We start from the raw sequence: 22099 nt of genomic DNA on the forward strand, positions 1-22099 counted from the left end.
GCGTAGATGTGTTCAGCCTCTGCGTCGGCGGCCAATCGACCCCCAGATTCGGATCGCGCGGCTTCGCGCAACGCCGGGTAATCAATAACCGGTGGGACCACTGTTCGTCCTTACCGTCGGCGTCGGTCGGTTGCGTATTGGATTATGGCGAACACGGCACCGATCACAATCGACGCTGTCAGGCATTCGACCAGGAATACGAGACTCGACTCGCGCAGTAGCGGTGAGTTCGACATCCGCGCGGGCATCGAATCAGGGTGAACCACGGCAATACCGGAGGCTCGCGGCGGGTTGACGGTTGCGACGGCCCACAAAAGACCTCCGAGAAACACCGACGTCGGCAGGGGCCACCAGAACAGAGACTGCCGAGATCTTCGCATCCATGCTGCCGCTGCGACCCCGCACAGTGTCAGCGCACCGATGACGAGTGACGACGGAAGCCACGGCGGACCCTGTTCGGTGAATATCAGTGCGTAGCCGAGAATCGATATGCTTCCGGATTCACCGGAGGTCGCCGCCGGGTCGAAGGGCGCTAGGGGCGCTGCGAAATGCCACAGAAGTGACGACGCTGCGGACAGGGTGAGGCCGAAAACTATTGCGATCCAGCGCATCAGGAATACTCACTCAATGAACTATCCCCGTACTCGGATCATACTTGGGAGGGCGGTCCCATGGCGACGCGTCCGACTCCACCGCCTACCCTCCTGAGTTGGTTGCACGCTGCTCGGAAACTTCCGCCACTTAGCTAGCGGATCGGCCTCCGGTGCAGCACTCCGATCATCGCCCATGAGCAGCAGGCTACGCGTCGTGACCGTTGTGTGTGCGCTTCTCCGATTCGGATAGCGGTAGCTACGCGATGCGCACCCGCAACTCGTTAATCGGCACTTTCGAGCCATTCTTGTCGGTACGCTGGACGGCCTATCGAACGGCTGTAAGTGCCTGCGGCAGTGGTGTGGTCGAGTGCCCTGGGCGGCACTCAGCCACACCACTGCGGAGCAAATTCCCTCTTGGCACTCGTGGGTGGAGAGTGCTAATTTGGGTCTCGCACAGTGAAGACGCGGCCGCTACAGGGGCGGACGCATCGTCGTTCAGGAGGTGGTTGCTGTGCTTCGCTTCGATCCGTTCCGTGACCTCGACTCGATTGCTGCCGGGATGCTCGGCGCAACCAGTGGTTCGGACCGTGCACCCAGGTTCATGCCTATGGACCTCTACAAGCTCGACGATCACTACGTCCTCAACGCGGACCTCCCGGGTGTCGATCCGGGCTCGATCGATGTCGACGTCGATCGCGGCACCCTCACGTTGACCGCGCATCGAACCGCACCCACCAGTGATGGCGTGCAGTGGCTTTCGTCGGAACGATTTGCCGGAACGTATCGACGCCAGCTCTCGCTCGGTGACGGGGTCGACGCGGAGAAGATCTCGGCGTCCTACGACAACGGCGTCCTGACGGTCACCATCCCGCTGGCAGAGCGGGCCAAGCCGCGCAAGATCGAGATCGCCCACGACAACACGCAACGAACCATCGAGACCCAGGCAAGCTGAGCGCCTACGGCAGTGGTGCGGATAGGTGCCTTCAGTGGCGCTTGTCCACACCACTGTCGTGGGTAATCGCGGCGTCGTGAAATTCCATCTCGGCAGCCAACATTCCGACGAACCACGCGTCCAGGGTCGCGTCGTCCACCTCGTCCATCGCGTCGACTTCTCGGGCCAACGCGTCCACCTGCGCGACGAACGCGGGGCGGGTATGCATCTCGATCCACTCCTGCAGTGCCGGTTCACGATCGACAGATTTGTCCATCGCCGCGCGACACCAAGACAGATACAGGGTTTCGGCGGCGAACATTGCGACCAGAGCTGCGGCTCTACCGTCCTTACGGGCAAGTCCCAGTGCGTAGTTCGACAGAACGGACGAGCTCTCGACCAATTCGTCCACGTCACCGTCGTACGGAAACTGCTCGCGTAGCCCCGCGAAGTATTCGCGCTGCTCGCCGACCAGGTTGGACAGTGACGTCACGTGATCGGTGGCGTCGTCCAACGACGTCGACTCCGCGACCACGAGCCCGAGAATGCGCACCGCGGTGAGCACGAATGCTTCCTCGATCACCAGGTAGCGCCGAAAGTCCTCGTCGCGCAACGTGCCGTCGATCGAGTCGGTGATGAAGCGGACACGCTGCGCGGCAGCAAGATTGCGATGCTGCCGCGCAGTCAGTTCGGCGGAGCGAGTCATTTCTCGGACAACCAGGTGACCAGGCCGTCGAACAGATCCGTGTATCCGAGCCATTGTTCGCAGAACTCCGGCGGTGCCCAGTGCGGTGAGCAGTCCGAGGTGAACACTGCGGAGCGGCCCTTGCCGTAGGCACCCGCTGCCACCAGCGGATCACCGTTGATGGTGGCCGGTACGGCAACCCCGTCCTTGGCGATCACGCGGTTGTAGCCGAGCAGGGCAGGCCACTCGGTGCCGCTGCCGCTCACGGTGGGGTGGGTTCCGTCGACGACGACGGGAATCATTCCACCGGGCGTCTCCACCCGATCGTCCTCCGGGAGCATCGTCACCGGGAGTGCGTCGGCGAGGGCCGTCTGCCGGAACGCGGCCCGAGCCTGAAATCCGGAGAACGAGAGGTATCCGCCGATCATCATCAGCGCACCGCCGTCGTGCACCCAGTTCCGAAGCTCGACCAATCGATCCTCGCCCGCCTGGAAGCGGTCGAAAACATTGGGTGCCAATTGAATCGAGTTGGCACCGATATCGGAGAGCACCACCACGTCGAACTCCGACAGCGCTTCTGCGTTACCGGGGAACTGGGTGGGTACCAGGTGCGCCGGCATGTGCACCACCTCGTGCCCACGGGAGGCCAGCGCGTCCCGCAGTGGGCCGACGCCTTCGACGTAGGAATGCACGGTGAACTCGTCGACACCCTTGACGTGGGTGGACGACGTCATCCAGCTTTCACCGGCGATCAGAACTTTCTTACCCATGACGCTTCTCTATCCTTTTCCGGCCTGCTCGAAGAGCGACCTCGGGTTGTCTTGCATGAGTGAGGACACGCGCTGCGGATCCAGTCCGTTGCGAACCAGCCGAGCGGCGAAAGAGACCGGCACATAGGCCAATCCATTGCCTCCGTACTTACGCAACATCGATTTGAGGAACAGGTCGTGGCTGAGGAGGAGTTGCGCTCCGTATCCGCCACCGACCAGACCCACCACGGCGAGGGCAGTCTCGGCGGGTGGCGGCGACTGCCCCTCCCCGGGAAACTCGAAAGGCATACCGATCATGTCGAATTCGAGAAAGACCCCGCGATCGGCGAGCGCACACTGGTAATCGGGATCGTTGCCCGACGGGTCCATGTGGCACAGCACCACCGCGCCCGGATCGACACCCATCTCGTCCAGAACGATATCGAGTACCGCCGGTCCATAGCGCTTCCAACCCGGAAGATGAACGAACAGCGGCACCTTCACCTCCCGTTGAGCGACGCATGCTGCGCGGAGCGCTTTCGCCTCGTTCTCGGTGAACGACGGCGAGATTCCGATCTCCCCGATCACACCCGGCTTCGGCGCATCCGTTTCGGCGGTGAACTCGGAGATGAGCGACGCGGCAAGGGCGTCGATGCCGAGTGCGGCCACCTCGGGCGGATGCGTCGACTCGAGATACCAGCCCGAGCCCATGACGACCCGAACACCGGACCGGCGTGAGTAGTCGGCGAGAATCTGTGGTCGACGGCCGATACCCGGGGGTGTCAGGTCGACGATCGTCGTTCCTCCGTTGTCCGCGAACGTCTTCAGCTCGTCGAGAACCCCGGCTGCATCGTCGACTCGGCAGTTGTCGGCGCTGTGGTACGGGTTGTCGTGCAACAGCCACGCGTTCTCCGAGGCGACCGGGCCGGCGAGGATCTGCGCGACAACAGGATCCGGCGACGGTGAGTAGGCGACGGAAGCGTCGTTGTGCAGGTGTTCGTGCGGCAGGACGAGTCCGAGTCGATCGGAGTCGATCGCTCCGGTGACAGTGGTGACGATCATTGCTTCCCCGGCGCACTCTGCAGGTGCTTGAACAGCGAGGCCAGGGAATGTCCGCGCATGTTGATCCAGATCGCCATCAACAGAACGACACCGGTGATGATGGGAGTCAGGAATGGACTGACGCCCAGCAGGGTGAGGCCGTTGGCGATGATACCGGTGAGGACCGCGCCGATGACGGTTCCGATCACGGTGCCGCGTCCACCGAAGAGGTTGGTGCCACCGAGTACCACCGCTGTGATGACGGTGAGCTCGAATCCGTTGGCGGAGTTGGCCGATCCGGATCCCAGCCGAGCTGCGATGAGAAGTCCGGCGATGCCCGCGGCGAGACCGGTGAACACCAACGTCATCATCAGTACCCGGCGGGTGTTGACGCCCGAGCGGCGAACGGATTCGACGTTGGAGCCGATACCGGTGACGTAGCGGCCGAATCGAGTGCGGTTGAGGGCGATTGCGCCGACGATCACCACGCCGAGGGCGATCCAGGCGCTGGCCGAGAACCCGAGCCACGATGCGGTGCCCAGCTTGGCGAACGCCGTACCGGGAGTGATCGGGACGGAGAATCCCTCGGTGCGGTACAGCGCGATGCCGCGAATGATGGACAGCGTCGCGAGGGTGACGATGAACGGCGGAATGCCCTGGTAGGCAGCGAGCCAACCGTTGACCAGACCCCACGCGGCCCCCATCAAGGGCGCTGCCACGAAGACCACCGAGGAGTCGACGCCGGCCTGGATCAGCTCGGCGCTCATCGCGGCCACGAACGCCACCGTTGCCCCGACGGAGAGATCGATCTGACCGGTGGTGATCACGAACGTCATGGCGACGGCGATGATCAGAACCGGAGCGATTTGCGTGGCGAGGTTCGAGATGTTGGTGAACGTCAGGAACGACGATGTGGTGACCGAGAAGATCGCGGCGACGGCGACGGTGACGGCCAGCATGGCCAGCGTCGGTTTGTTCGCCTGCTGCCACAGGGTGGGTCTGCTGGCGAGCTTCTTCACGCTGGGTGGAGCGTTCTTGTCGAGAATCGTCATGAGGGGCCTCCCGGCCGGGACGTGGAGTGCGTGGGTACCGGGGTACGGGTGATGAGGCCGACGAGGGATTCGATGTTCAGGTCTCCGATGGGGACGTCGTCGACGCTCTGGCCCTCGTACATGACGGTGATGCGGTCGCAGACGCGGAACAGGTCCTGCAGTCGGTGCGTCACGAGGATGACGCCGACGCCCTGGGCCGCGACGTCCGTGATGAGTTTCAGTACCGACTCCACCTCGGCGACGGCCAGTGCCGCCGTTGGCTCGTCGAGGATCAGCACGTCGGGGCGGAACGATACGGCGCGGGCGATGGCGACGGTCTGACGTTGTCCGCCCGAGAGCTGCCCGATCTCCTGGTACGTCGACTTCACCTTCACGTGCAGGTCCGCCAGGATCTTCGCGGCCCGCTCGTGCATGCCGTGCCGGTCCAGGAACGGGCCCTTCCTGGGCTCCCGACCGAGGAACAGGTTGCTGGCGACGTCGAGGGTGTCGCACAGGGCGAGATCCTGGTAGACGATGCCGATCTTCTTCTGCTGTGCGTCGAGCGGCGTCGAGAAGCGCACCGGGTTGCCGTCGACGCGCATCTCACCGCCGTCGTGTTGAACGGCACCGGCAAGGATTTTCATGAGCGTCGACTTGCCGGCGCCGTTGTCTCCGACGACTCCGAGTACCTCGCCGCGTCCGAGCCTTAGATCGACTCCGCGCAGTGATTTGACCGGGCCGTACGACTTGGTGATTCCGGAGAGTTCGATCAGGGGTGGATCCGGTGAAAGCTGTTGTGTCATGGCTCTACTTCTTCAGGTAGTACATGTAGTCGCCGACGTTCGCCGGGGTGACGATCTGCGTCGGGACAGGGATGTCTGCGGGGGCGGTGCGTCCGCAGCCGAGGTCGATGGCGGCATTCATTGCCTCGTAACCGAATTCGAAGGTGTTCTGCTGTACGACGCCTTCGAGCCAGCCGGCCTCGAGTGCGGTGACGGCCTGATCCGACAGGTCCCAGCCGACGGCCTTGACCCGGTCCTGTGCGCTCTGACTGTTCACTGCGGCAACGAGACCGATGAGCGCGGGTTCGCCGGTGGCGTAGACGTATTCCATGTCCGGATTACCGGTGAGCAGGTTCTCCGCGGCGGTCTGCGCGTTCTCCTGGATGTTGCGCCCGTCGACCACTGTTCCGACGGTCATGCCTGCGGCGGAGACGGTGTCGGTGAAGCCCTTCTGGCGTTCGAGCTGGATGGTGCTGTTGAGCGCGCCGACGATACCGACTGTGCCGGTGTTGTTCGCGAGCTCGGCCAGGGTGTCGCCGATCTGCGCTCCGCCCTCGGCGTTGGCGGTGCCCACCTGGGTGGAGATGGCCGGATCGTCGACGGTGGCGTCGACGGCGACGACGGGGATTCCCGCGGCAGCTGCCTTGGCCACGGACGGCTTGATGCCGTCGGTGTCGATCGCGTCGACGATGATGGCGTCGACGCCGGAGGCGATGAGGTTGTCGAACGCGTTGGCCTGTGTGACGGAATCGTCGTTGCCGCTTATGATCTGGAGATCGACACCGGCTTGATCGGCCACGTTCTGAGCTGCGTTGTTGATCTGGTTGAAGAACAGGGCCTGAAGGTTGATCGTCACCAGGCCGATCTTGAGGGTGCCGTTGTTGCCCTCGCAGGATTCGGCGACGCGGGTGGGCTCGGGGATCGACGACGCGGCCGCGTCGGTCCCGCCGGCGGTATCGCTGGGAGCGGCGGAATCGCAGGACGTGAGCGTCAGCGCCACGGCAGCACCGAGAACGAGAGGGAGTGCGCGTTTGATCATGGGATCTCCTGGAGGTCGAATGGTGCGTGCGTGGAGGTGAATTCGGTCAGTTCGGTGAGGCTGGGGCAGCCGCGTGGACCGGGGGTGGCGCAGGCGAGGGCTGCCGACGCTCCCGCGAGACGTGCCGAGTCGGCCGGTGGTGTGCCTGCGTCCACGAAGGCGATGTAGGTACCGCAGAAACAGTCGCCCGCGCCGACGGCGTCGACGATGTCGACGCGCACCGCGGGTTCGGTGACGGTCTCGCCCGTAGGCGTGACCAGGGTCCACCCGTGTTCGCCGTCGGTGACGACGAGGTGGGTGTCGTGCTCGGCGGTCAGCGTCGACCACCGCTCGGCCTCGATGCCGAAGCTGTTCTGCCAGAGACTGCGTCCGACTATCACGTGGTCGGCGAGAGCGAATGCCCGCAGCGCGGCATCGGCGTCCTCGCAGCCGTCGAGGTCGATTGCGAGGCTGACGTTCGGGGGGAGTTCGGCGGGCAGCATCGCTGCTCGATAGCCGTCGAGGAAGAGCCGGCCGCCGCCCTCGGCGAGAGTGGCGAGCACCGCAGCCAACCGGGTGGCGTCGTTGGCGTCGTCCTGGCTGATGATGGATCGGTCGCCGCCGTCGGCGATGAGAACCACTGCGGTGGAAAGGAATGCGTCACGCGGTGACCAGCTGGTGTCGACGCCGTCGTGTTCGAGTGTGGCGAGAAACTGCGTCGAACGCGGGTCCGGTCCGACGGCGCCGGCGAAGGCGACCCGGGCACCCATCCGGGCGGCGGCGACGGCGGCGTTGGCGGTCATGCCCCCGTCGATGGTGTCGACGGCCGTCGCCTGAACCCGTTCGCCGAGCACCGGCACGTGCGGAACATGCACCGTCACATCGCTGTTGGCGTAGCCGAAGAAGACGATCATGCGCTACTTTCCTGCTGCGCGGGCGACGGCGCGTACCTTGTCGCCGTCCACCCGGCCCCACCAGCGCGCGTTCTCCTTGACCGAGGAGGCGATGATGGCACCGTCGCACTCCTTCATCAGATCGCCCACGTTGCCCGCGGTGATGCCGGAGCCGATGATGACCGGGAGCACAGTGTTGTTCCTGATCACCGACACCTCGTCCACCGAGGCGGCGTCGCCGGTGCGTGAGCCGGTGGCGATGAGGACGTCGGCGTCGAAGAACTCGGCGTCCTCGGTCTGCTCGGCAATGGTGCGGTCGGCGACGATGGCGTGTGCACCGTGCTTGACGTGCACGTCGGCGAAGATCTTGACCGGGGTGGCTCCGATGCGATGGCGGAAGCGAGTGGTCTTGGCGGCCTGGCCCTCGATGAAGCCCTCGTTGGCGATGTACGCGTTGGCCCACTGGTTGACGCGGACGAAGCTCGCGCCTGCGGCCCACGCTGCGGCCACGCCGCATTCGCCTGCGTTGGACAGGATGCTGACGCCGACGGCTCGACCGAATTCTGCGACCACGGCGGCGGTGACGACGCCCATCGTCGCCGCGGTTTCGTAGCCGTGCTCACCGGGCTTGAGGAACGGGATGTCCCAGTGGTTCTCGACGATGACCGCGTCGAAGCCGTTGTCGATGTAGGCGTGTGCCTCGGCGACTGCGAAGGCCGCGATCTCGGCGACGGGCTGGCCCTTGTAGTGCGGGCTTCCCGGGAGCGCGGGGAGGTGGATGGCCCCGATGAGGGCGGGGGTGGTGGCGACGATGTCGGCAAGCGCCGACGGCTTGGACGGAAATACTCCCAGCGACGACGTCGGGCTGGCTTCCGGAGGGGGCGTGCTCACGTGGGTGGCTCCTGGGATCGGGGCAATCGAGTCGGGCATGTAATCGATTACCTTGCGTATATGCACCGTAGGGGATCAGCACCCGTTCATGTCAAGGAATTCTTGAGTCGTTTATGTAAACGATTGCCTCTATCGTGTTAACCAGACCGGACGGTGTCCACGGTTCGCTACCCTCAGGCCACACCAAAGACTAGGAGTCGGATGCGCAAGGCAACGATTCGCGACGTCGCCGAACGTGCGGGCGTCTCGACGGCCACGGTGTCGCGGGCACTGTCGGGTTCTCGGCCGGTCTCGGAGGAGGTCGCCGCGGCCATCCGGCGAGCAGCGGACGAGCTGGGCTACTCCGGAAACATCATCGCCAGCTCGCTGCGTCGCAATCGCACCGACACCATCGGCATGGTGGTTCCGTCCATCGCCAACCCGTTCTTCACCTCGCTCGTCGTCAACGTGGAACACGTGCTCTCGCAGCGTGGACTGCAACTGTTCCTCTGCGATTCGCGCTCGGATCCGGCCGTCGAAGCGCAGCGCCTGCGAAGCCTGGTCTCTCGTCAGGTCGATGGCATCATCATCAGCCCGTGCCATGGTGAACGATCCGCCGACGCCGTCCGAGCCTCGGCTCGCGCGATCCCCGTCGTCCAACTGGACCGATTCGCCCTCGACACGCACACCGACTGGGTAGGCGTGGACGACGATGCGGCGCAGGCACTTCTGATGGATCACCTTGCCGCCCAGGGCGCACGCAGCGCCGCGTTCATCAGCTCGGAGCTCACCAACTCCTCCACCGAGCTGCGCCGGGCCGGCTTCTTTCGGCACGCCGCCCGCGTCGGCATCGAGACGCGAGAGGAGTGGACCCAGCTGGGCGACTACTCGATCGACTGGGGACGCGAATCATCCCGGGCGATGCTGGCATCGGCGTCTCGTCCGGACGCGGTGGTGTGTGCAGACGACCTGATCGCGCTGGGAGTGCTGCAGAGCTGCCAGGCGCTGGGGCTCGCCGTACCGTCGGACATCATGGTGACGGGCTTCGACGACATTCCGTTCTCCGCCTTGAGCAATCCGCCGATCACCACCATCAGGCAGCCCCAGGAACGGATCGCTGCCGAGGCGACGCGGCTGCTGGATCAGGCGATGAACACCGACCTCACCGGTACCGCGCACATCGCGCTCAAACCTGAACTGGTGGTGCGTCAGTCGACCGTAGGCCAGGCTCGAGTCACCGCGCCGTAGGCGGCGACAGCGGCGTCGAGTTCGGCCAAGGACACGCTCTCGTCGGCCGCGTGCATCAGCGCCGGCGTGCCCGGTCCCCACACCACGATCGGGGCCGACGGGGCCGCGGCGGCCAGGATGGATGCGTCGGTGAAGTAGGTGACCGGCTCTGCTGCAACGGGATTCGGGAGCGCGGCGATCCAGTTACTGTCCGGCGTGGTGCGTACTCCGGGGAGGTCGATCCGCGCGTCGACACGATCCACTTCGGGTTGATTCCTCCACCAGGCCAGCAGATCCCGGCCATCGCCGACGGTACGGTGGTCGATCACCACGTGGGCCGCGTCGGGCACGATGTTGGGGGCCGAACCGCCGTCGATCAGTCCGACGTTGAACGTTTCCGCGCCCAGGAATGTATCCGAGGCGAGCGGCAGTTCCTCTCTTGCGCGCGCCAACACGTCGACGAGTTTGAAGATGGCGCTCTCGCCGCGTTGCGGTGTACTGCCGTGTGCGGCAACGCCTGCGGTGAACACGTCGACCCACAGCGCACCGCGATGGCCGAGGTGTACGCGGTTTCCTGTGGCCTCCGGAACTACGACGGCCCCGACTCTGCAGTCGGCGACGGCATGGCGGGCGGCCTGCGCGCCGAGCGATCCGATCTCCTCGTCGCTGGTGAGCAGGAATGCGACCGGGACGCCGTCGTCGATGGCGTTGAGCACTGCGGCCGTGGCCGCCACGAGACCGGCCTTCATGTCCGAGGTGCCTCGGCCGCGTAGGACTCCATCCTCGATGTCGGCGACGAACGGATCGAACTGCCAGTGCTTCAGGTCGCCGGGCGGGACGGTGTCGACGTGACAGGCGAACATCAGCCGCGTCGTCTCGGGAGGTGCCTCGTTGGTTATCAGCATCCACGGGTGCGGACCGTCGGTGTCGCCTTCCACGGTCAGCATCGGAGTGCGCGCTCGAAGCAGCGACAGGACCGTGTTCATGGTCAGTCGCTGCGGTGCGGGGTCGCCGGAGACGGTGCTCGTGGCGACGAGTTCAGCGAGCAGGCCGGTGGTGTCCATGGTGTCCTCCGGTTGTGGAGCGGTCACGTGCCGCTGAGGGCGATCGACCGCAGCACTGCTGCGGCGGCCGCATCCGATGCCTGTGTCGGAATCCAGTGCGACACATCGGATAACACGGTCAAGGTGTATGCAGCGTCGACGTAGCGTTGCGCATTGTCGACGGCGGATCGTCCGATGAAGGTGTCTCCGTCACTCCACACCATCGACGTCGGCACGGTGATGCGCAGACGGCCGATGCCCGGGTTCGAGAACGGCAGTCCGCGGTACCAGGTAACGGCGAAGGGCAGTGCGCCGTAGTCGACGATCTCCGTCTTCGTCCGTTCGAGGTCGTCTTCGGTCATTCCGCTTTGTTCGTACCACTTCTCGGCCCGGGCGCCGGGCCGCATCATCCATTTCTCGGGCAGTAGCGGCAGTTGGAAGAACGCGAAGTACCAGGAGTGCAGAATCTGCTTCGAGGTGAGCATCGCGGTCATGAACGAGCCGGGATGCGGAACCGAGAACGCGGTCAGTGACGCAACGAGCCGAGGGTGTCGGCCTGCGGTGACCCAGGCGATGTTCGCTCCCCAATCGTGTCCGACCAGATGAACGGGTTGGCCGATCACCTCGATCAGGGCGGCGACATCGCCGACCAACGCTCCGATGCGATAGTCCCGTCGCCGCTTCGGCCGGGCCCGCGGTGAATACCCACGCTGATCCGGTGCAAGAGTGCGGAATCCGTGCTCGTTCAGAACGGCCATCACTGCGGACCACGACGATGCCCGCTCGGGAAATCCATGCAGTAGCAACACGATCGGGCCGTCGAGCGGGCCTTGGTCGAGGACGTCGAACACCCATCCGTCATGGGTGTACTCGGTGATTCTCTCCATCGCGGAGCCGCTCGTCAGCATGTGCTGGGCACCGATTGGCCTGCGAACACGGCAGCCAGGAATTGCATGGCGGCCTCGTCGCTGACGTCGTGGCCTTGCTCGGGTTGTTCCTGCGCGACGATCGGATCACCCAGAGCGCAGGCCTTTTGGACACCGTCGGCGGTCCACTGCGGCAGCACGATGTCGTCCTTCGCGCCGTAGGCCACGAACATCGGCACCTCGGTTCGAACCTGGGGGAGTGTGTAGCGGCCGATCACGTCGAGCAGCTGTTGCTCGGATTGCGCCGAGTCAGCGGCGAACTCGTCCGGAGTCATTGCCTCGACGGCTCGCTCCTTGCCCTCCGTGTCTCCGCCCGAGCAGGTGAGCAGCAGCTCGTTGTTGGCCTCCGCGACGCTGCCGCTGTAGTCCATCGGATCGATCGTCGGGTCGACTTGCTGTGCGCCGTAGAGCAGGTACGGCAAAAGCTCCTTCTGCGGTCGGGTGAGGTTTCCGTCCGTTGCCGCCTGCACCAGGGGCGTCAGGTCCGTCGGCGGCGACAGCGAAACCGATCCCACCAGGTCGAGGCCCTGACCGTAGGTGGCGGCGAGTTCGTTTGCAGCCCAGGCTGCTTGGCCGCCCTGTGACAACCCGACAGCGGCCCAGCGGGTGGACATGTCCGGCAGCGCGCTCTGGGCGGCGCGGGCCGCGTCGATCATGTTGTGCCCCGAGGTGCGCGGTTCCAGGTACGGGTGGGTGCCGCCGCCGGTGCCCAGGCCCTGGTAATCGGGCAGCACGGTGACGTATCCGAGTTCGGTGAAGTCCTGCACAGCGAATTGGTAGCCGAGTAGATCGGGATACAGGGTGGGTCCGCAGTCGGCCTGAATTCCTGTGGTGCCGTGCCCGTAGACGACGGTCGGCCAACCGCCCGCGGGTGGGGTGCCTGCCGGAACGGCTGCCACACCCGAGACCGCCGTGGGGGAATTGTCGACACCCGACGTGGACTCGTAGACGAATCGGTACAGCGTGGCTCCGGTGGCGGAGAGCTCCGTCGATCGATCGCCGAAGTCCTCGGAATCGAGAACGGTGCCCGGCACTCCGGTGAAGTCGTACTGCGGGGCCGGTGCGGTCGTCGTCTCGGCGGGCGTGACCGTGACCGAGGGCGCGGGCGGGGAGCTGCACCCGACGAGCGCGCAGGTGGACGCCGCGAGAACGGCTCCGACGCGTCGAGCTCGATTCGGACCACTGATGGCATTCACCCTCGCGTGTCTACCAGACCCTGGCGGGAATCGGCAGCCTCAACTGCCCGTGTGCTTCCGGCGGACATCGTCGACCAGGTCGTGAGTGGCGGCCGATTCGGGTCGGCAACTCGGCAGCGGTGTTTGCGACCGTCGTATTCAGGGGATCAGTGCTGCTATGAAAACAGTGGTCGTCGTCAGTGCGGTCGTGGCAGTCGTGGTGTCGTTTCTCGGGTCGGGTGCGTGGATCGGGACGCCGATTGCCGAGGCGGCAGATGGGGCGCTGAGCGCCACGTCCACGTTGGTGGCACCCGCGGGCCCGGCGTTCTCGATCTGGTCGGTGATCTACACCGGGCTCATCGCCTACGCCGTCTGGCAGTTCCTACCCGGACGCACCGCGCGCCACGACGCGTTGCGCGCACCGATCGTCGCGTCGATGTTGCTCAATCCGGCGTGGATTCTCGTGATCCAGTTCGGGCAGGTGTGGCTGAGCGTGATCGTCATCGTCGCCTTGCTGGCGGTGCTCGTCCGCGTGTTCGTGCTGATGCAGCAGCATCGACCGGAGGGTGTGGCCGACGCGGTGATCACCGACGGCACGATGGGGATCTACCTCGGGTGGGTGTGTGTGGCGACGATCGCGAACGTCTCCGCGTGGCTGGTGAGTCTCGGATTGACCAGTGGCGCAACGGTATGGGCGGTCATCGTGCTTGTGGTGGCTGCCGGTGTCGGGGTGCTTCTGGCCCAGTTCTCCGGTGGTGCGGTCGCACCGATGTTGGCGATCGTCTGGGGATTGGGATGGCTGGCGCAGGGCCGCTTCTCCGGTGAGGTGGTCGATACGACTGTCGCTTGGGCAGCCGTTCTCGCCGCAGTGGTGGTCGCAATTGCCACGGTAGGAACACGGGTCCGTGAGCGAAGGACGGTCTCTGTGGGGTGATCCCCCGCTAGTTGTCCGATCCTCGAAGCAATGCGACAGCACCGTCGATGTTCAGTGTGGGATCGAGAACCGGCGCGGTGCTCAGGCACGCGGCGATGAGGTGCACCATCCACTCGACCATCTGCTCGACGTCGATGCGCACGTCCTCTTCGAGCCATCGGGCCGTTGCACCGTCGATTGCCGCCACGATGCTTCGACCGACCAGCCTGACGCCGGTGTTCTCCGGATCCAGTCCGAGCCGCGTGGCCGCCGCCTCCAGCACTGCGGTGCGGGCACCTTCGAATACTTCCCAGGCTTCCGGATCGGCACCCCTGCCGCCCAACACCATTCGGAGCGCAAGACCGCGATGCACGCGCAGGTACTCGAGATGGCTGGTCAGAGCGGCCCGTATCTGGACGTCGGGCGTCGAATCGGGAATGTCTGCGAAGGCCTGAGACATTGCCGCGGCAGTGGCCCGCATCGACTCGAGGTAGATGCCTCGCTTGTTGCCGAAGTAGTGGAACAGCAAGCCGTGAGCCACATCCGCCGACTCCACGATGTCGGCCACACCGACCTTGTCGTAATCGGTTTCCGCGAACAGGGCGACCGCCGCGTCGATCATTCGCTGACGGGTTTCTGCGGCTCGAGCGGTTGCCCGGGTGGCCCGGGCAACCGGCTTGGATCGATTCGGCACCTCGAGTCCCCTCTGTCTCGGCCTCCCCGCTCGGCGGCTGCCCGCGGTTCGATACAAGACTAGGTCCTCGTCAGATGATCGGCGTGATGTGGTCATGAAGGTCGAAGCCGAGGAGTGCCTTGCCGTAGGTTTCGATCGACACTCGCGGGAGCATGACGGCGTGGCGGGCGCCGACGTTCGAGTCGCGCCAAATGCGCTGCAGTGCATTTACATCGGCGAAGGCACCGGCTCCGGTGGCGTCCACGAGGATGTTGAGTGCCTCGTTGATGCTTTTCAGCGCAACTGCTGCGTCGCCGCGAACACGAGCGCGTGAGAGCAGGTCCGGGTACACGCCGGCCTCTGCCCATCGCTTGACGTCCTCTGCCGCGCGGTACGCATGCAGGTGCGCGGTGTCGACCTTCAACGCGGCTTCGGCGAGCATCATCTGGAAGGCCACCGAATCGGCCTGCCGGTCGAACACCGTGTAGGCCAGGGCCTTCTGTGACGCCTTCGTTCGGACGAGTTCGACTGCAGCACGACCCATTCCGAGCTGCGGTCCGACGAGGACCATGACGAGCATGGGGCCGAAGGCCGAGCGAGCGAACGCGGAGTCGGTACGTTCTGCCACGTTGGCACCGCTGAACGCCGGAATCATCGAGAGCATGCGGTGTTCGGGGACGAACACGTCTTCTGCGATGACGGTGTTGCTGCCGGAGGCGCGCATACCGGCGACGTACCAGGTGTCGTCGATGCGGTAGTCCGAGCGGGGCAGTAATGCCATGCCCTGGTCCAGCATGTCGCCGTCCTCGTCGTTGATGATGATTCCGCCGGTGAACCACTCCGAGTGCAGGCTAGCCGAGGCATAGGGCCAGGTGCCCGTCAGCCGGTAGCCGCCCTCGACCTTGCGGGCCGTGCCGCCGGGAGTGACGACGCCGGCAATGACTGCGTCCGGCCCGTTCGCATAGATCTCGGCTTGAGCCTCGTCGCTGTACAGGCCTGCGGCCCAGTTGTTCACGTTGGACAGGGTGGTGACCCAGGATGCGCCCGCGTCACCTTCGGCGATGGTCGCCGAGACATCGAGCATGGTGCGCAGATCGGTTTCGAGTCCGCCGAACTTCGCCGGTGCTGCGACTCGAAATGCGCCCGCGCGGCGGAGGGCGTCGACGGTGTCCTCGGAGAGGCGTCGTGCCTTCTCGTTCTCGGCGGCTCCGGCCTTCAGGTCGGGCACGAGAGCGCGAAGGTTGGCAATCACATCGGTGGCAGTCGCAACGGGTAGCACTTCGGTCGTCGTCATGGTTCTTCCTTCGGTTCGGCCGGGCCTGTGAGGCGTGTCTCACGAAACTAGGCCTGGATTGACCTCATGTCAATATTGACTTTCGATCAGTGGTATGGCGTAGTTGTGGGAACACCGTTGCCGAACGAAGGAACCCGGATGCTCAACATCACCATGACGCAGGAGCTGCCCGCCTCTCAGGACGAGGTGTGGGCAACTCTGTCCGACGTCAGCACCTTCGAGAAGTGGCATGCGCTACACGAGGAATGGGTGGAGACGCCTCCGAGGGACCTCGAGGTCGGGTCGACGATGGTCGAGAAGATCAAGATCGCGAGCATCACCGACACCATCGAGTTCCAGGTCGAAAGTCTGCGTGCCCCGGAGGAATTGATCCTGGTGGGTGCCGGGTCCACTGGATCGAAGATTCGGCTGACGATGAACTGTGTCGCTCGCGGAAGCGGCTCCGCCGTCACCCTCGAGTTGGAGGTCACCAGTCCGTTGCTGTTCGGAGTGGTGGGCAAGGCGCTGCAGGGTACGTTCAAGAAGAAGCTCACGGCCACCCTGAACGGACTCGCGAACTACCTCGCGTGAAACGCCGATCGCCCCGCACTTGCGTGCGGGGCGATCGGAAAGTTCGACTCGTCAGTCGAGAAGATCAGCTGTGTAACCCTTTTCGAGCCGCTTCTTGACATCACCGAGGTAGCGGGCCGCATCGGCACCGTCGACGATGCGGTGGTCGTACGACAGCGAAAGGTACACGGTCGGAACCGCGGTGATGGTCAAGTTTCCCGCGGCGTCTCGGACGGGCACCACACGCTCGACGACCGAGCCGAATCCGAGGATCGCCGATTGCGGCTGATTGATGATGGGCGTGTCGAACAGTGCGCCGCGGCTTCCGGTATTGGTGATGGTGAACGTGCCTCCGGAAAGATCGTCGGCGGTGACGGTGCCGCCGCGCACCTTCTCGGCAGCGCCCGCGATTTCGGCTGCCAGCGCAGAGATGGAGAGTTGCTCTGCGTTTCGGATGACCGGGACCATGAGCCCCTTCGGGCTGTCGACGGCCATACCCAGATGGCAGGCACCGTGATAGGTCACGGTGGTGACGTCGGCGTCGAGAGAAGAATTGACGACGGGATTGTCCGCCAGTGCCTCCACTGCAGCTTTGACGAAGAACGGCAGATACGACAATTTGTTTCCGGTGCGGCGCTGGAACGAGTCCTTGTTCTCGCGCCGGACCCGCGCCACCGCGGACACCTCGGCTTCCACAACCGTCGTCAATTGAGCTGCGGTGTGCAGGGATTGGACCATCCGGGTCGCGATGGTCCGCCGGATGCGCGGCAGCTTTTCGACGCGGTCGGCCGCAGTCTCGACGACCTCCGGTTCCTCCGCGGCGGGAGTGACGTCCTTCGCCTCTGGTGTCGGAGCAGGTGTCTCGGGCGACGGGGTTTCGCTCGCAACATGATCCGGGGCGATCGTCGCCAGTGGTGCACCGATGGCGACCACGTCGTCCTCGGCGGCGAGGATCTCGGTGAGGATCCCAGCCGCCGGTGACGGAATCTCCGTGTCCACCTTGTCGGTGGCCACTTCGAGCAGAGCCTCGTCGACAGCGACGGAATCCCCTGGCTGCTTGAGCCATCGGGTGACCGTTCCCTCGGTGATGTTCTCGCCGAGGGACGGCATCGGAACGGTGGTGGTCGTGACGGTTGCGGTCATGGCTGCTTTCGCTGTCGGAGGGGCCGTGTCACTGACCGGTCACATCGAGAGCTGCGCCCACGATGGAATCGGTGTCGATTCGGTGGTGCTTGTACACCTCGTCGAGTGAGCCCACCTGTCCGAAGTTGCTCACGCCCAACGACGTCGACGCAACCCGGTTGACGGTGGCGAGGAACGCGAGGGTGTGCGGATGCCCGTCGAGCACCGTCACCATCGGGGTCGCTCGCTCAGCGGGCAGCAGTTGATCGAGAATCCAGGATTCGCCGGCGTGGTGTCCTTGCCTGGCCTGCAGCGCGCGGTAGAGCTCGCCGGGGCTGGTGATGCACAGAACGTCGGCGATGACGCCGATCTGCTCCAAACGCGCTGCGGCGTCCAGGGCTTCGGTCATCAACGCTCCCATGGCTGCGATGGTCACCGTCGCTCCGTCTCGGCGCACCAGCGGGTAACCGCCTGCGACGACCTGACGACGTCTACGTTCCCGGGCAGCCGGATCGCTGGGGACGTCCGCCTTCGACTGGTCGACGGGACGCGTCGACAGGCGCAGGTATGCCGAGGTGCCGTCGGGGCGTCCGAGTCGGCCGATGCTCGCGAGCAGTGTCCATTCGACGTCGATGGCGAACGCGGGCTCGTAGGTGATGCAGCCGGGCTGTTCCAGTCCGATCGACGGGGTCTTGATCGACTGGTGCGCACCACCTTCCGCGGCCAGGGTGACTCCCGACGGCGTTCCGACCAGAATCGATTGACCGCCCGCGTAGATGCCGTACGACCACGGCTCGAGTGCGCGCTCGACGAAGGGGTCGTACATGACACCGATCGGGAACAGCGGCTCGCCCCAACGGCTCCACGTGGCACCGAGCTCGCCCATCAGGCCGACCAGGTTGGTCTCTGCGATACCGAGTTCCATGTGCTGACCGGACGGCCCTTCACGCCAGTGCATGATCGTCTCGGCGTCGTCGCCGAACCAGTCGTGGCGATCCGACGACGACCAGACGCCGACCTTGTTGACCCAACCGCCGAGGTTGGTGGTCGAACTGACGTCGGGGCTGACCGTGACGACACGACGAGCCGCGTCGGGAGCTTCTCGGGTGAGGTCGATCAGGGTGCGGCCCAGCGCGGCCTGCGTGGTGGCCGTGCCCTTGGGGGTGCGTCCGATGTCGGTGGGGACGGCAGGTGGCGTCGACGCCGGAATCGGTTCGCGGCGTAGCCGTTCGGCGGTGGTGGCGCACAGCTGCCCGGGTCCGCTGTCGCTGTCGAAGCGGCCCCAGGGCTTCTCGGGATCGGTGCCGAGGGTACGTGCGAGCTCTGCGTACTCCTCGACGGTCAACAGTGAGGAGTGGTTCTGCGGATGCCCCTGGGTCGGCAGGCCGAATCCCTTGACCGTGTACGCGATGATCACGGTGGGGCGGGTGTCGTCGATGCAAGAGTAGGCCTCGCGCAACGCATCCAGATCGTGTCCGCCCAGGTTGCGAATCGACTCTGTCAGCAGTGTGTCGTCGAGATCGGCGATCAGGTCGGCAATGGCGGCGGCGTCGGTACCTAATCCCGGAAGTCTGGTGCGCACCTCGTCGGCGGTGCAGCGCAGCAGACGTTGGTATTCCGGGTTCGGCATGTCCAGGATGCGCGTACGCAATGCGTCGCCGCCCGGCTTGGCGAACAGGTCTTCGAGCAACCGGCCGAACCTGACTGTGATGACCTGCCAGCCGGCGGCCTCGAACATCTTCTCGAGGCGACGCGCAGCGATGTTGGGGACCACTCGGTCCAGCGACTGACGGTTGAGGTCGACGATCCAGACGATCTCGCCGAGCTCGGCGATGCCCGGGTCGATGATCGCTTCCCAGACCGCGCCTTCGTCGAGTTCCGCATCGCCGACCAACGAGTACTGCCGTCCGCTGAAGCCGGGCGTCTTCGGTGTGGATTCCTCCGGGCCGAACCGGTCCTCGACGAAGCGTCGGGACATCGCTCCCCAGATCGGGGCCGTGGCCCCGATGCCGACGGATCCGGTGGAGTAGTCGACGGTGTCCGGGTCCTTGGCCCGCGAGGGGTAGGACTGCAGACCGCCGTATGCACGGAGTGTCGTCAGGTACTTCTGGTCCAACTCACCGAGCAGGTAGTTGATCGCGTGCAGCACCGGCGAGGCGTGAGGCTTGACCGACACGCGGTCGCCGGGCTGCAGCTGCTCGAACCACAGCGACGTCATGATCGACACCATCGACGCGCAGGATGCCTGGTGCCCGCCGACCTTCAGTCCGGTGGGGTTCGGCCGAATCCGGTTGGCGTGGTGGATCATCGAGGTCGACAGCCACAGCACACGCTCGGCGATGTCGTGCAGGTCTTTGCCATCACCGACCGGCGATCGGCGGTCGGCGGGGCTGATGCTGGTCATGGCAGATGGCTCCTTGATCGACGATGAAGAACGTCCTGATGCCGGCCGGGGCCGAAGGCACGCGAGAAGAGTGGACAACGCGGGACCGAGTGTGGTCCTGGTCCGGGCGGGCGTTCGGGTTGCGAATCGCCGGATGGGTGCTACTGAGCTGCGATGGTGGACAGTGCACCAGGCGCTTCCCTTGTTGCGCAAGTGATGCCGTTTACATGGTGCAGATTGCACGGTTTCGGGTTGCGGGCGGGGCTCGAAGTTGGTCGAACTGATCCCTTCTTCCGCTCGGCGGTGAGTCGGGACATCATGGGACGCGCGTGAGTGATCCCAGAGTCCGCAGGTTGTACGCCAGGGGAACGTTCTCGCCGGTCGAGCAATCCGCTACCTGCCCGAGGATGAGGGTGTGATCGCCGCCTGCAGCCTCGGCGGCCACGGTGCAGTGCAACCACGCAGATGTGTCGGGCAGTCGGGGTGCGCCGCTGCTGAGCTCCCAGTCGGAGCCGAGGAAGCGCTTGTCCCGTGGTCCGGCGAAACGTGAGGCGCACTCGTGTTGGTCGACAGCGAGTATGTTCACTCCGAAATGCCCCGTACGACGCACGATGCCCAACATTGCCGACGCATTGTCCAGGGCAAGCGACACCATCGCCGGCTCGAGGCTCAGAGATGCCAGCGAGCTGACAGTGGTGCCGTGCGGTACGCCGTCCTCGTACGCTGTGACGATTGCGACGGGCCCGGTGACGCGCGCCATGGCGTCCTTGAACGTGTGTAGGTCCATTTTCTGAGTTCTCCTGTGTGCGTGAATGTTAGGCGAGGCGTCTCAGTGGGTGAGGGCCAGTAGGTCGTGTCGGCGGGCGAAGGCGAGTGACTCGACGTCATCCATCATGCGGCGCGGGTCGGCCACACTGACCAACTCGGCGAAGACAGCGCCCAGTGGGAGTCCCGCAGCTCGGGTGAGTGCGAGGGCGGCTTCGGCACTGCCTGTGGGAGAGTGTCTTTCGTGGTCGTCGACACTGACGGGGACGAGGTGTCCGGGGCGGGTGAACATCGCCGGCAGCGCCGAGGGATCGACCAGTCGACGAGCTGTGACAGCGCGGTCGGCGGCCGAGATGCCGGTGCCGGTCTCGTCTGCCGCATCCACGCCGACACACATCCTCGTGCTGCCCCGCTCGTACGGATCCATCGGCGGCAGAAGCAGTTCGGTGCAGCGGCTCTGGGGGAGCGCGACTCGTACGAAGCCCGAGGTGTGCTCGACGAGGAACGCCATCGTTGCCGTCGTGATGTTGTGCGCCGAGGCCACGACAAGCCCCTCGCCACCGGTGGTTGCCAAAACGACCGGCAGTCCGGCCTCGAATCGATTGCGCACTGTCGGTGTCGTCCTGCCTGTGGTCGACGGGGTTGCCATGGCATGACCTTTCGAGACGAGCTGCAGTCGATCGGTGTGGTGTGTCACACGAACTATGCGCAAAAACTGACTTGATGTCAATATTGACTTCAAGTCAAAACTGGTTGTGCACGAGAATTCGGTGGTGCACGTCCAGGAAGCGCCGGAGGGTCGCGTCTATCCGTCGCAGCGCGAGTGTGTTGCTCCCACTACGGCTTCGAAGGTGTCAACGATCAATTCGACCACCGCATCGAGTTCGAGATCCGGGGTGTCGAAGTACGCGTCGGCAGTGCGATCGAGAAAGCCGGTCCACCCGGAGATGGCGGCACTCTGCAACGGAGACAGGGGTTCCGAGAGCTCGGCGAGGGCTGCGACCTGCTGAGCGCCTTCCGCGCGGGCCTTCCGGACGGCGTCTTCGACGACGGAATCGCCCAGTTCTCCCTCGCGGATCACCCGGACGTAGAGGGCGCGGTGGCGTTCGAGGAATTCGATGTGCCGGCGCACGAAACCTTCCACGCGAGCCCGCACGGACTGCTCACCGGCCTCGGGTTCCTGGAATTCGGCCAGGTTCGCCAGGACGTCGGCCAGCGCTGCCGCGACGAGGCCCTGTTTGTCGGTGAAGTAGTAGAACAGCAGCCCGTGGGCCACTCCTGCGCGACGTGATATGGCCGCTGCGCTGATGTCGGCACTGTTTCCCTCGGCCAGCAGCTCGATCGCGGCGTCGATCAGGGCTTGGCGACGGTCTTTCCGAGGGCGGGCACGGTGGGACCGCTCGGCTCCGGGAGGCGGGTTGGTCGACACCGATCCG

23 protein-coding genes are annotated in these 22099 nt (G+C 65.1%); 4 read left to right on the plus strand and 19 right to left on the minus strand.

The window, feature by feature from the left end:
* Nucleotides 1-110: 110 nt before the first annotated feature.
* Complete coding sequence (locus tag QM615_RS08995; RefSeq protein WP_149407005.1) at nt 111-611, minus strand: hypothetical protein; 501 nt, start codon at nt 609-611, stop codon at nt 111-113.
* A gap of 493 nt (nt 612-1104) precedes the next feature.
* On the opposite strand from QM615_RS08995, the gene QM615_RS09000 reads away from it, so the two are divergent.
* Nucleotides 1105-1545: an Hsp20/alpha crystallin family protein gene (locus tag QM615_RS09000; RefSeq protein ID WP_149407006.1), complete on the plus strand. Its 441-nt coding sequence runs from the start codon at nt 1105-1107 to the stop codon at nt 1543-1545.
* A gap of 31 nt (nt 1546-1576) precedes the next feature.
* Here the strand turns inward: QM615_RS09000 and QM615_RS09005 are convergent, their stop codons facing one another.
* From QM615_RS09005 to QM615_RS09040, 8 genes are read right to left on the minus strand one after another with little or no spacing between them, the layout of a single operon-like run.
* Nucleotides 1577-2230, minus strand: a complete 654-nt coding sequence (locus QM615_RS09005; RefSeq protein WP_149407007.1) for a TenA family protein — start codon at nt 2228-2230, stop codon at nt 1577-1579.
* Nucleotides 2227-2979: a glutamine amidotransferase gene (locus QM615_RS09010; RefSeq protein WP_149407008.1), complete on the minus strand. Its 753-nt coding sequence runs from the start codon at nt 2977-2979 to the stop codon at nt 2227-2229. Before QM615_RS09010 ends, QM615_RS09005 begins: the two co-directional genes overlap by 4 nt.
* Before the next feature lie 9 nt (nt 2980-2988).
* A complete protein-coding gene (locus QM615_RS09015; RefSeq protein ID WP_149407009.1) occupies nt 2989-4020 on the minus strand; it encodes a phosphotriesterase family protein in 1032 nt (343 codons plus the stop codon).
* The gene (locus tag QM615_RS09020; protein WP_149407010.1) at nt 4017-5051 is read right to left on the minus strand and encodes an ABC transporter permease; all 1035 of its coding nucleotides are present in this window, start codon (nt 5049-5051) and stop codon (nt 4017-4019) included. Before QM615_RS09020 ends, QM615_RS09015 begins: the two co-directional genes overlap by 4 nt.
* On the minus strand, nt 5048-5833 hold the full coding sequence (locus QM615_RS09025) for an ATP-binding cassette domain-containing protein (RefSeq protein WP_068049297.1): 786 nt from the start codon (nt 5831-5833) through the stop codon (nt 5048-5050). The genes QM615_RS09020 and QM615_RS09025 overlap by 4 nt, the downstream gene beginning before the upstream one ends.
* 4 nt (nt 5834-5837) lie before the next feature.
* Nucleotides 5838-6851, minus strand: coding sequence for a substrate-binding domain-containing protein (locus QM615_RS09030; RefSeq protein ID WP_149407011.1), 1014 nt, complete (start codon nt 6849-6851; stop codon nt 5838-5840).
* A complete protein-coding gene (locus QM615_RS09035; RefSeq protein ID WP_149407012.1) occupies nt 6848-7744 on the minus strand; it encodes a carbohydrate kinase family protein in 897 nt (298 codons plus the stop codon). Before QM615_RS09035 ends, QM615_RS09030 begins: the two co-directional genes overlap by 4 nt.
* A gap of 3 nt (nt 7745-7747) precedes the next feature.
* Nucleotides 7748-8614 carry a BtpA/SgcQ family protein gene (locus QM615_RS09040; RefSeq protein ID WP_262498502.1) on the minus strand — a complete coding sequence of 289 codons (867 nt, stop codon included), beginning with the start codon at nt 8612-8614 and terminating at the stop codon, nt 7748-7750.
* A 201-nt stretch (nt 8615-8815) separates the two neighbouring features.
* Here QM615_RS09040 and QM615_RS09045 point away from each other — a divergent pair, with 201 nt between their 5' ends.
* Nucleotides 8816-9841, plus strand: coding sequence for a LacI family DNA-binding transcriptional regulator (locus QM615_RS09045; RefSeq protein WP_149407014.1), 1026 nt, complete (start codon nt 8816-8818; stop codon nt 9839-9841).
* Here the strand turns inward: QM615_RS09045 and QM615_RS09050 are convergent.
* The 3 genes from QM615_RS09050 to QM615_RS09060 are packed head-to-tail and all read right to left on the minus strand — an operon-like array spanning nt 9802 to nt 12985.
* Nucleotides 9802-10911 (minus strand): M20/M25/M40 family metallo-hydrolase, encoded by a 1110-nt coding sequence (locus QM615_RS09050; protein ID WP_262498503.1) that lies wholly within the window; start codon nt 10909-10911, stop codon nt 9802-9804. The two genes, QM615_RS09045 and QM615_RS09050, sit on opposite strands and share 40 nt — an antisense overlap.
* Entirely contained in the window at nt 10908-11750 is an 843-nt protein-coding gene (locus QM615_RS09055; protein ID WP_262498504.1) for an alpha/beta fold hydrolase, read from the minus strand. The genes QM615_RS09050 and QM615_RS09055 overlap by 4 nt, the downstream gene beginning before the upstream one ends.
* 14 nt (nt 11751-11764) lie before the next feature.
* Nucleotides 11765-12985: an alpha/beta hydrolase family protein gene (locus QM615_RS09060; RefSeq protein ID WP_149407016.1), complete on the minus strand. Its 1221-nt coding sequence runs from the start codon at nt 12983-12985 to the stop codon at nt 11765-11767.
* A gap of 157 nt (nt 12986-13142) precedes the next feature.
* Here QM615_RS09060 and QM615_RS09065 point away from each other — a divergent pair, with 157 nt between their 5' ends.
* Nucleotides 13143-13898: a TspO/MBR family protein gene (locus QM615_RS09065; RefSeq protein WP_149407017.1), complete on the plus strand. Its 756-nt coding sequence runs from the start codon at nt 13143-13145 to the stop codon at nt 13896-13898.
* Between the two features lie 7 nt (nt 13899-13905).
* On the opposite strand, the gene QM615_RS09070 is transcribed toward QM615_RS09065, so the two are convergent.
* Nucleotides 13906-14571: a TetR/AcrR family transcriptional regulator gene (locus QM615_RS09070; protein ID WP_188078745.1), complete on the minus strand. Its 666-nt coding sequence runs from the start codon at nt 14569-14571 to the stop codon at nt 13906-13908.
* Between the two features lie 70 nt (nt 14572-14641).
* Complete coding sequence (locus QM615_RS09075) at nt 14642-15844, minus strand: acyl-CoA dehydrogenase family protein (RefSeq protein ID WP_149407019.1); 1203 nt, start codon at nt 15842-15844, stop codon at nt 14642-14644.
* Between the two features lie 138 nt (nt 15845-15982).
* Between QM615_RS09075 and QM615_RS09080 the strand changes: the two genes are divergently transcribed.
* Nucleotides 15983-16414, plus strand: a complete 432-nt coding sequence (locus QM615_RS09080) for a type II toxin-antitoxin system Rv0910 family toxin (protein WP_188078746.1) — start codon at nt 15983-15985, stop codon at nt 16412-16414.
* A 51-nt stretch (nt 16415-16465) separates the two neighbouring features.
* On the opposite strand, the gene QM615_RS09085 is transcribed toward QM615_RS09080, so the two are convergent.
* From QM615_RS09085 to QM615_RS09105, 5 genes are all read right to left on the minus strand, one after another.
* Nucleotides 16466-17536: a dihydrolipoamide acetyltransferase family protein gene (locus tag QM615_RS09085; protein WP_149407021.1), complete on the minus strand. Its 1071-nt coding sequence runs from the start codon at nt 17534-17536 to the stop codon at nt 16466-16468.
* A 28-nt stretch (nt 17537-17564) separates the two neighbouring features.
* Nucleotides 17565-19919 (minus strand): thiamine pyrophosphate-binding protein, encoded by a 2355-nt coding sequence (locus QM615_RS09090; RefSeq protein WP_149407022.1) that lies wholly within the window; start codon nt 19917-19919, stop codon nt 17565-17567.
* A gap of 295 nt (nt 19920-20214) precedes the next feature.
* Complete coding sequence (locus tag QM615_RS09095) at nt 20215-20685, minus strand: flavin reductase family protein (protein ID WP_149407023.1); 471 nt, start codon at nt 20683-20685, stop codon at nt 20215-20217.
* Between the two features lie 42 nt (nt 20686-20727).
* Nucleotides 20728-21312, minus strand: a complete 585-nt coding sequence (locus QM615_RS09100) for a 3,4-dihydroxy-2-butanone-4-phosphate synthase (protein WP_149407024.1) — start codon at nt 21310-21312, stop codon at nt 20728-20730.
* Nucleotides 21313-21468: 156 nt separating this feature from the next.
* Nucleotides 21469-22092: a TetR/AcrR family transcriptional regulator gene (locus tag QM615_RS09105; protein WP_188078747.1), complete on the minus strand. Its 624-nt coding sequence runs from the start codon at nt 22090-22092 to the stop codon at nt 21469-21471.
* Nucleotides 22093-22099: the final 7 nt, after the last annotated feature.

Origin of the sequence: Rhodococcus sp. IEGM 1341, assembly GCF_030056895.1 — a bacterium.
Taxonomy (GTDB): domain Bacteria; phylum Actinomycetota; class Actinomycetes; order Mycobacteriales; family Mycobacteriaceae; genus Rhodococcoides.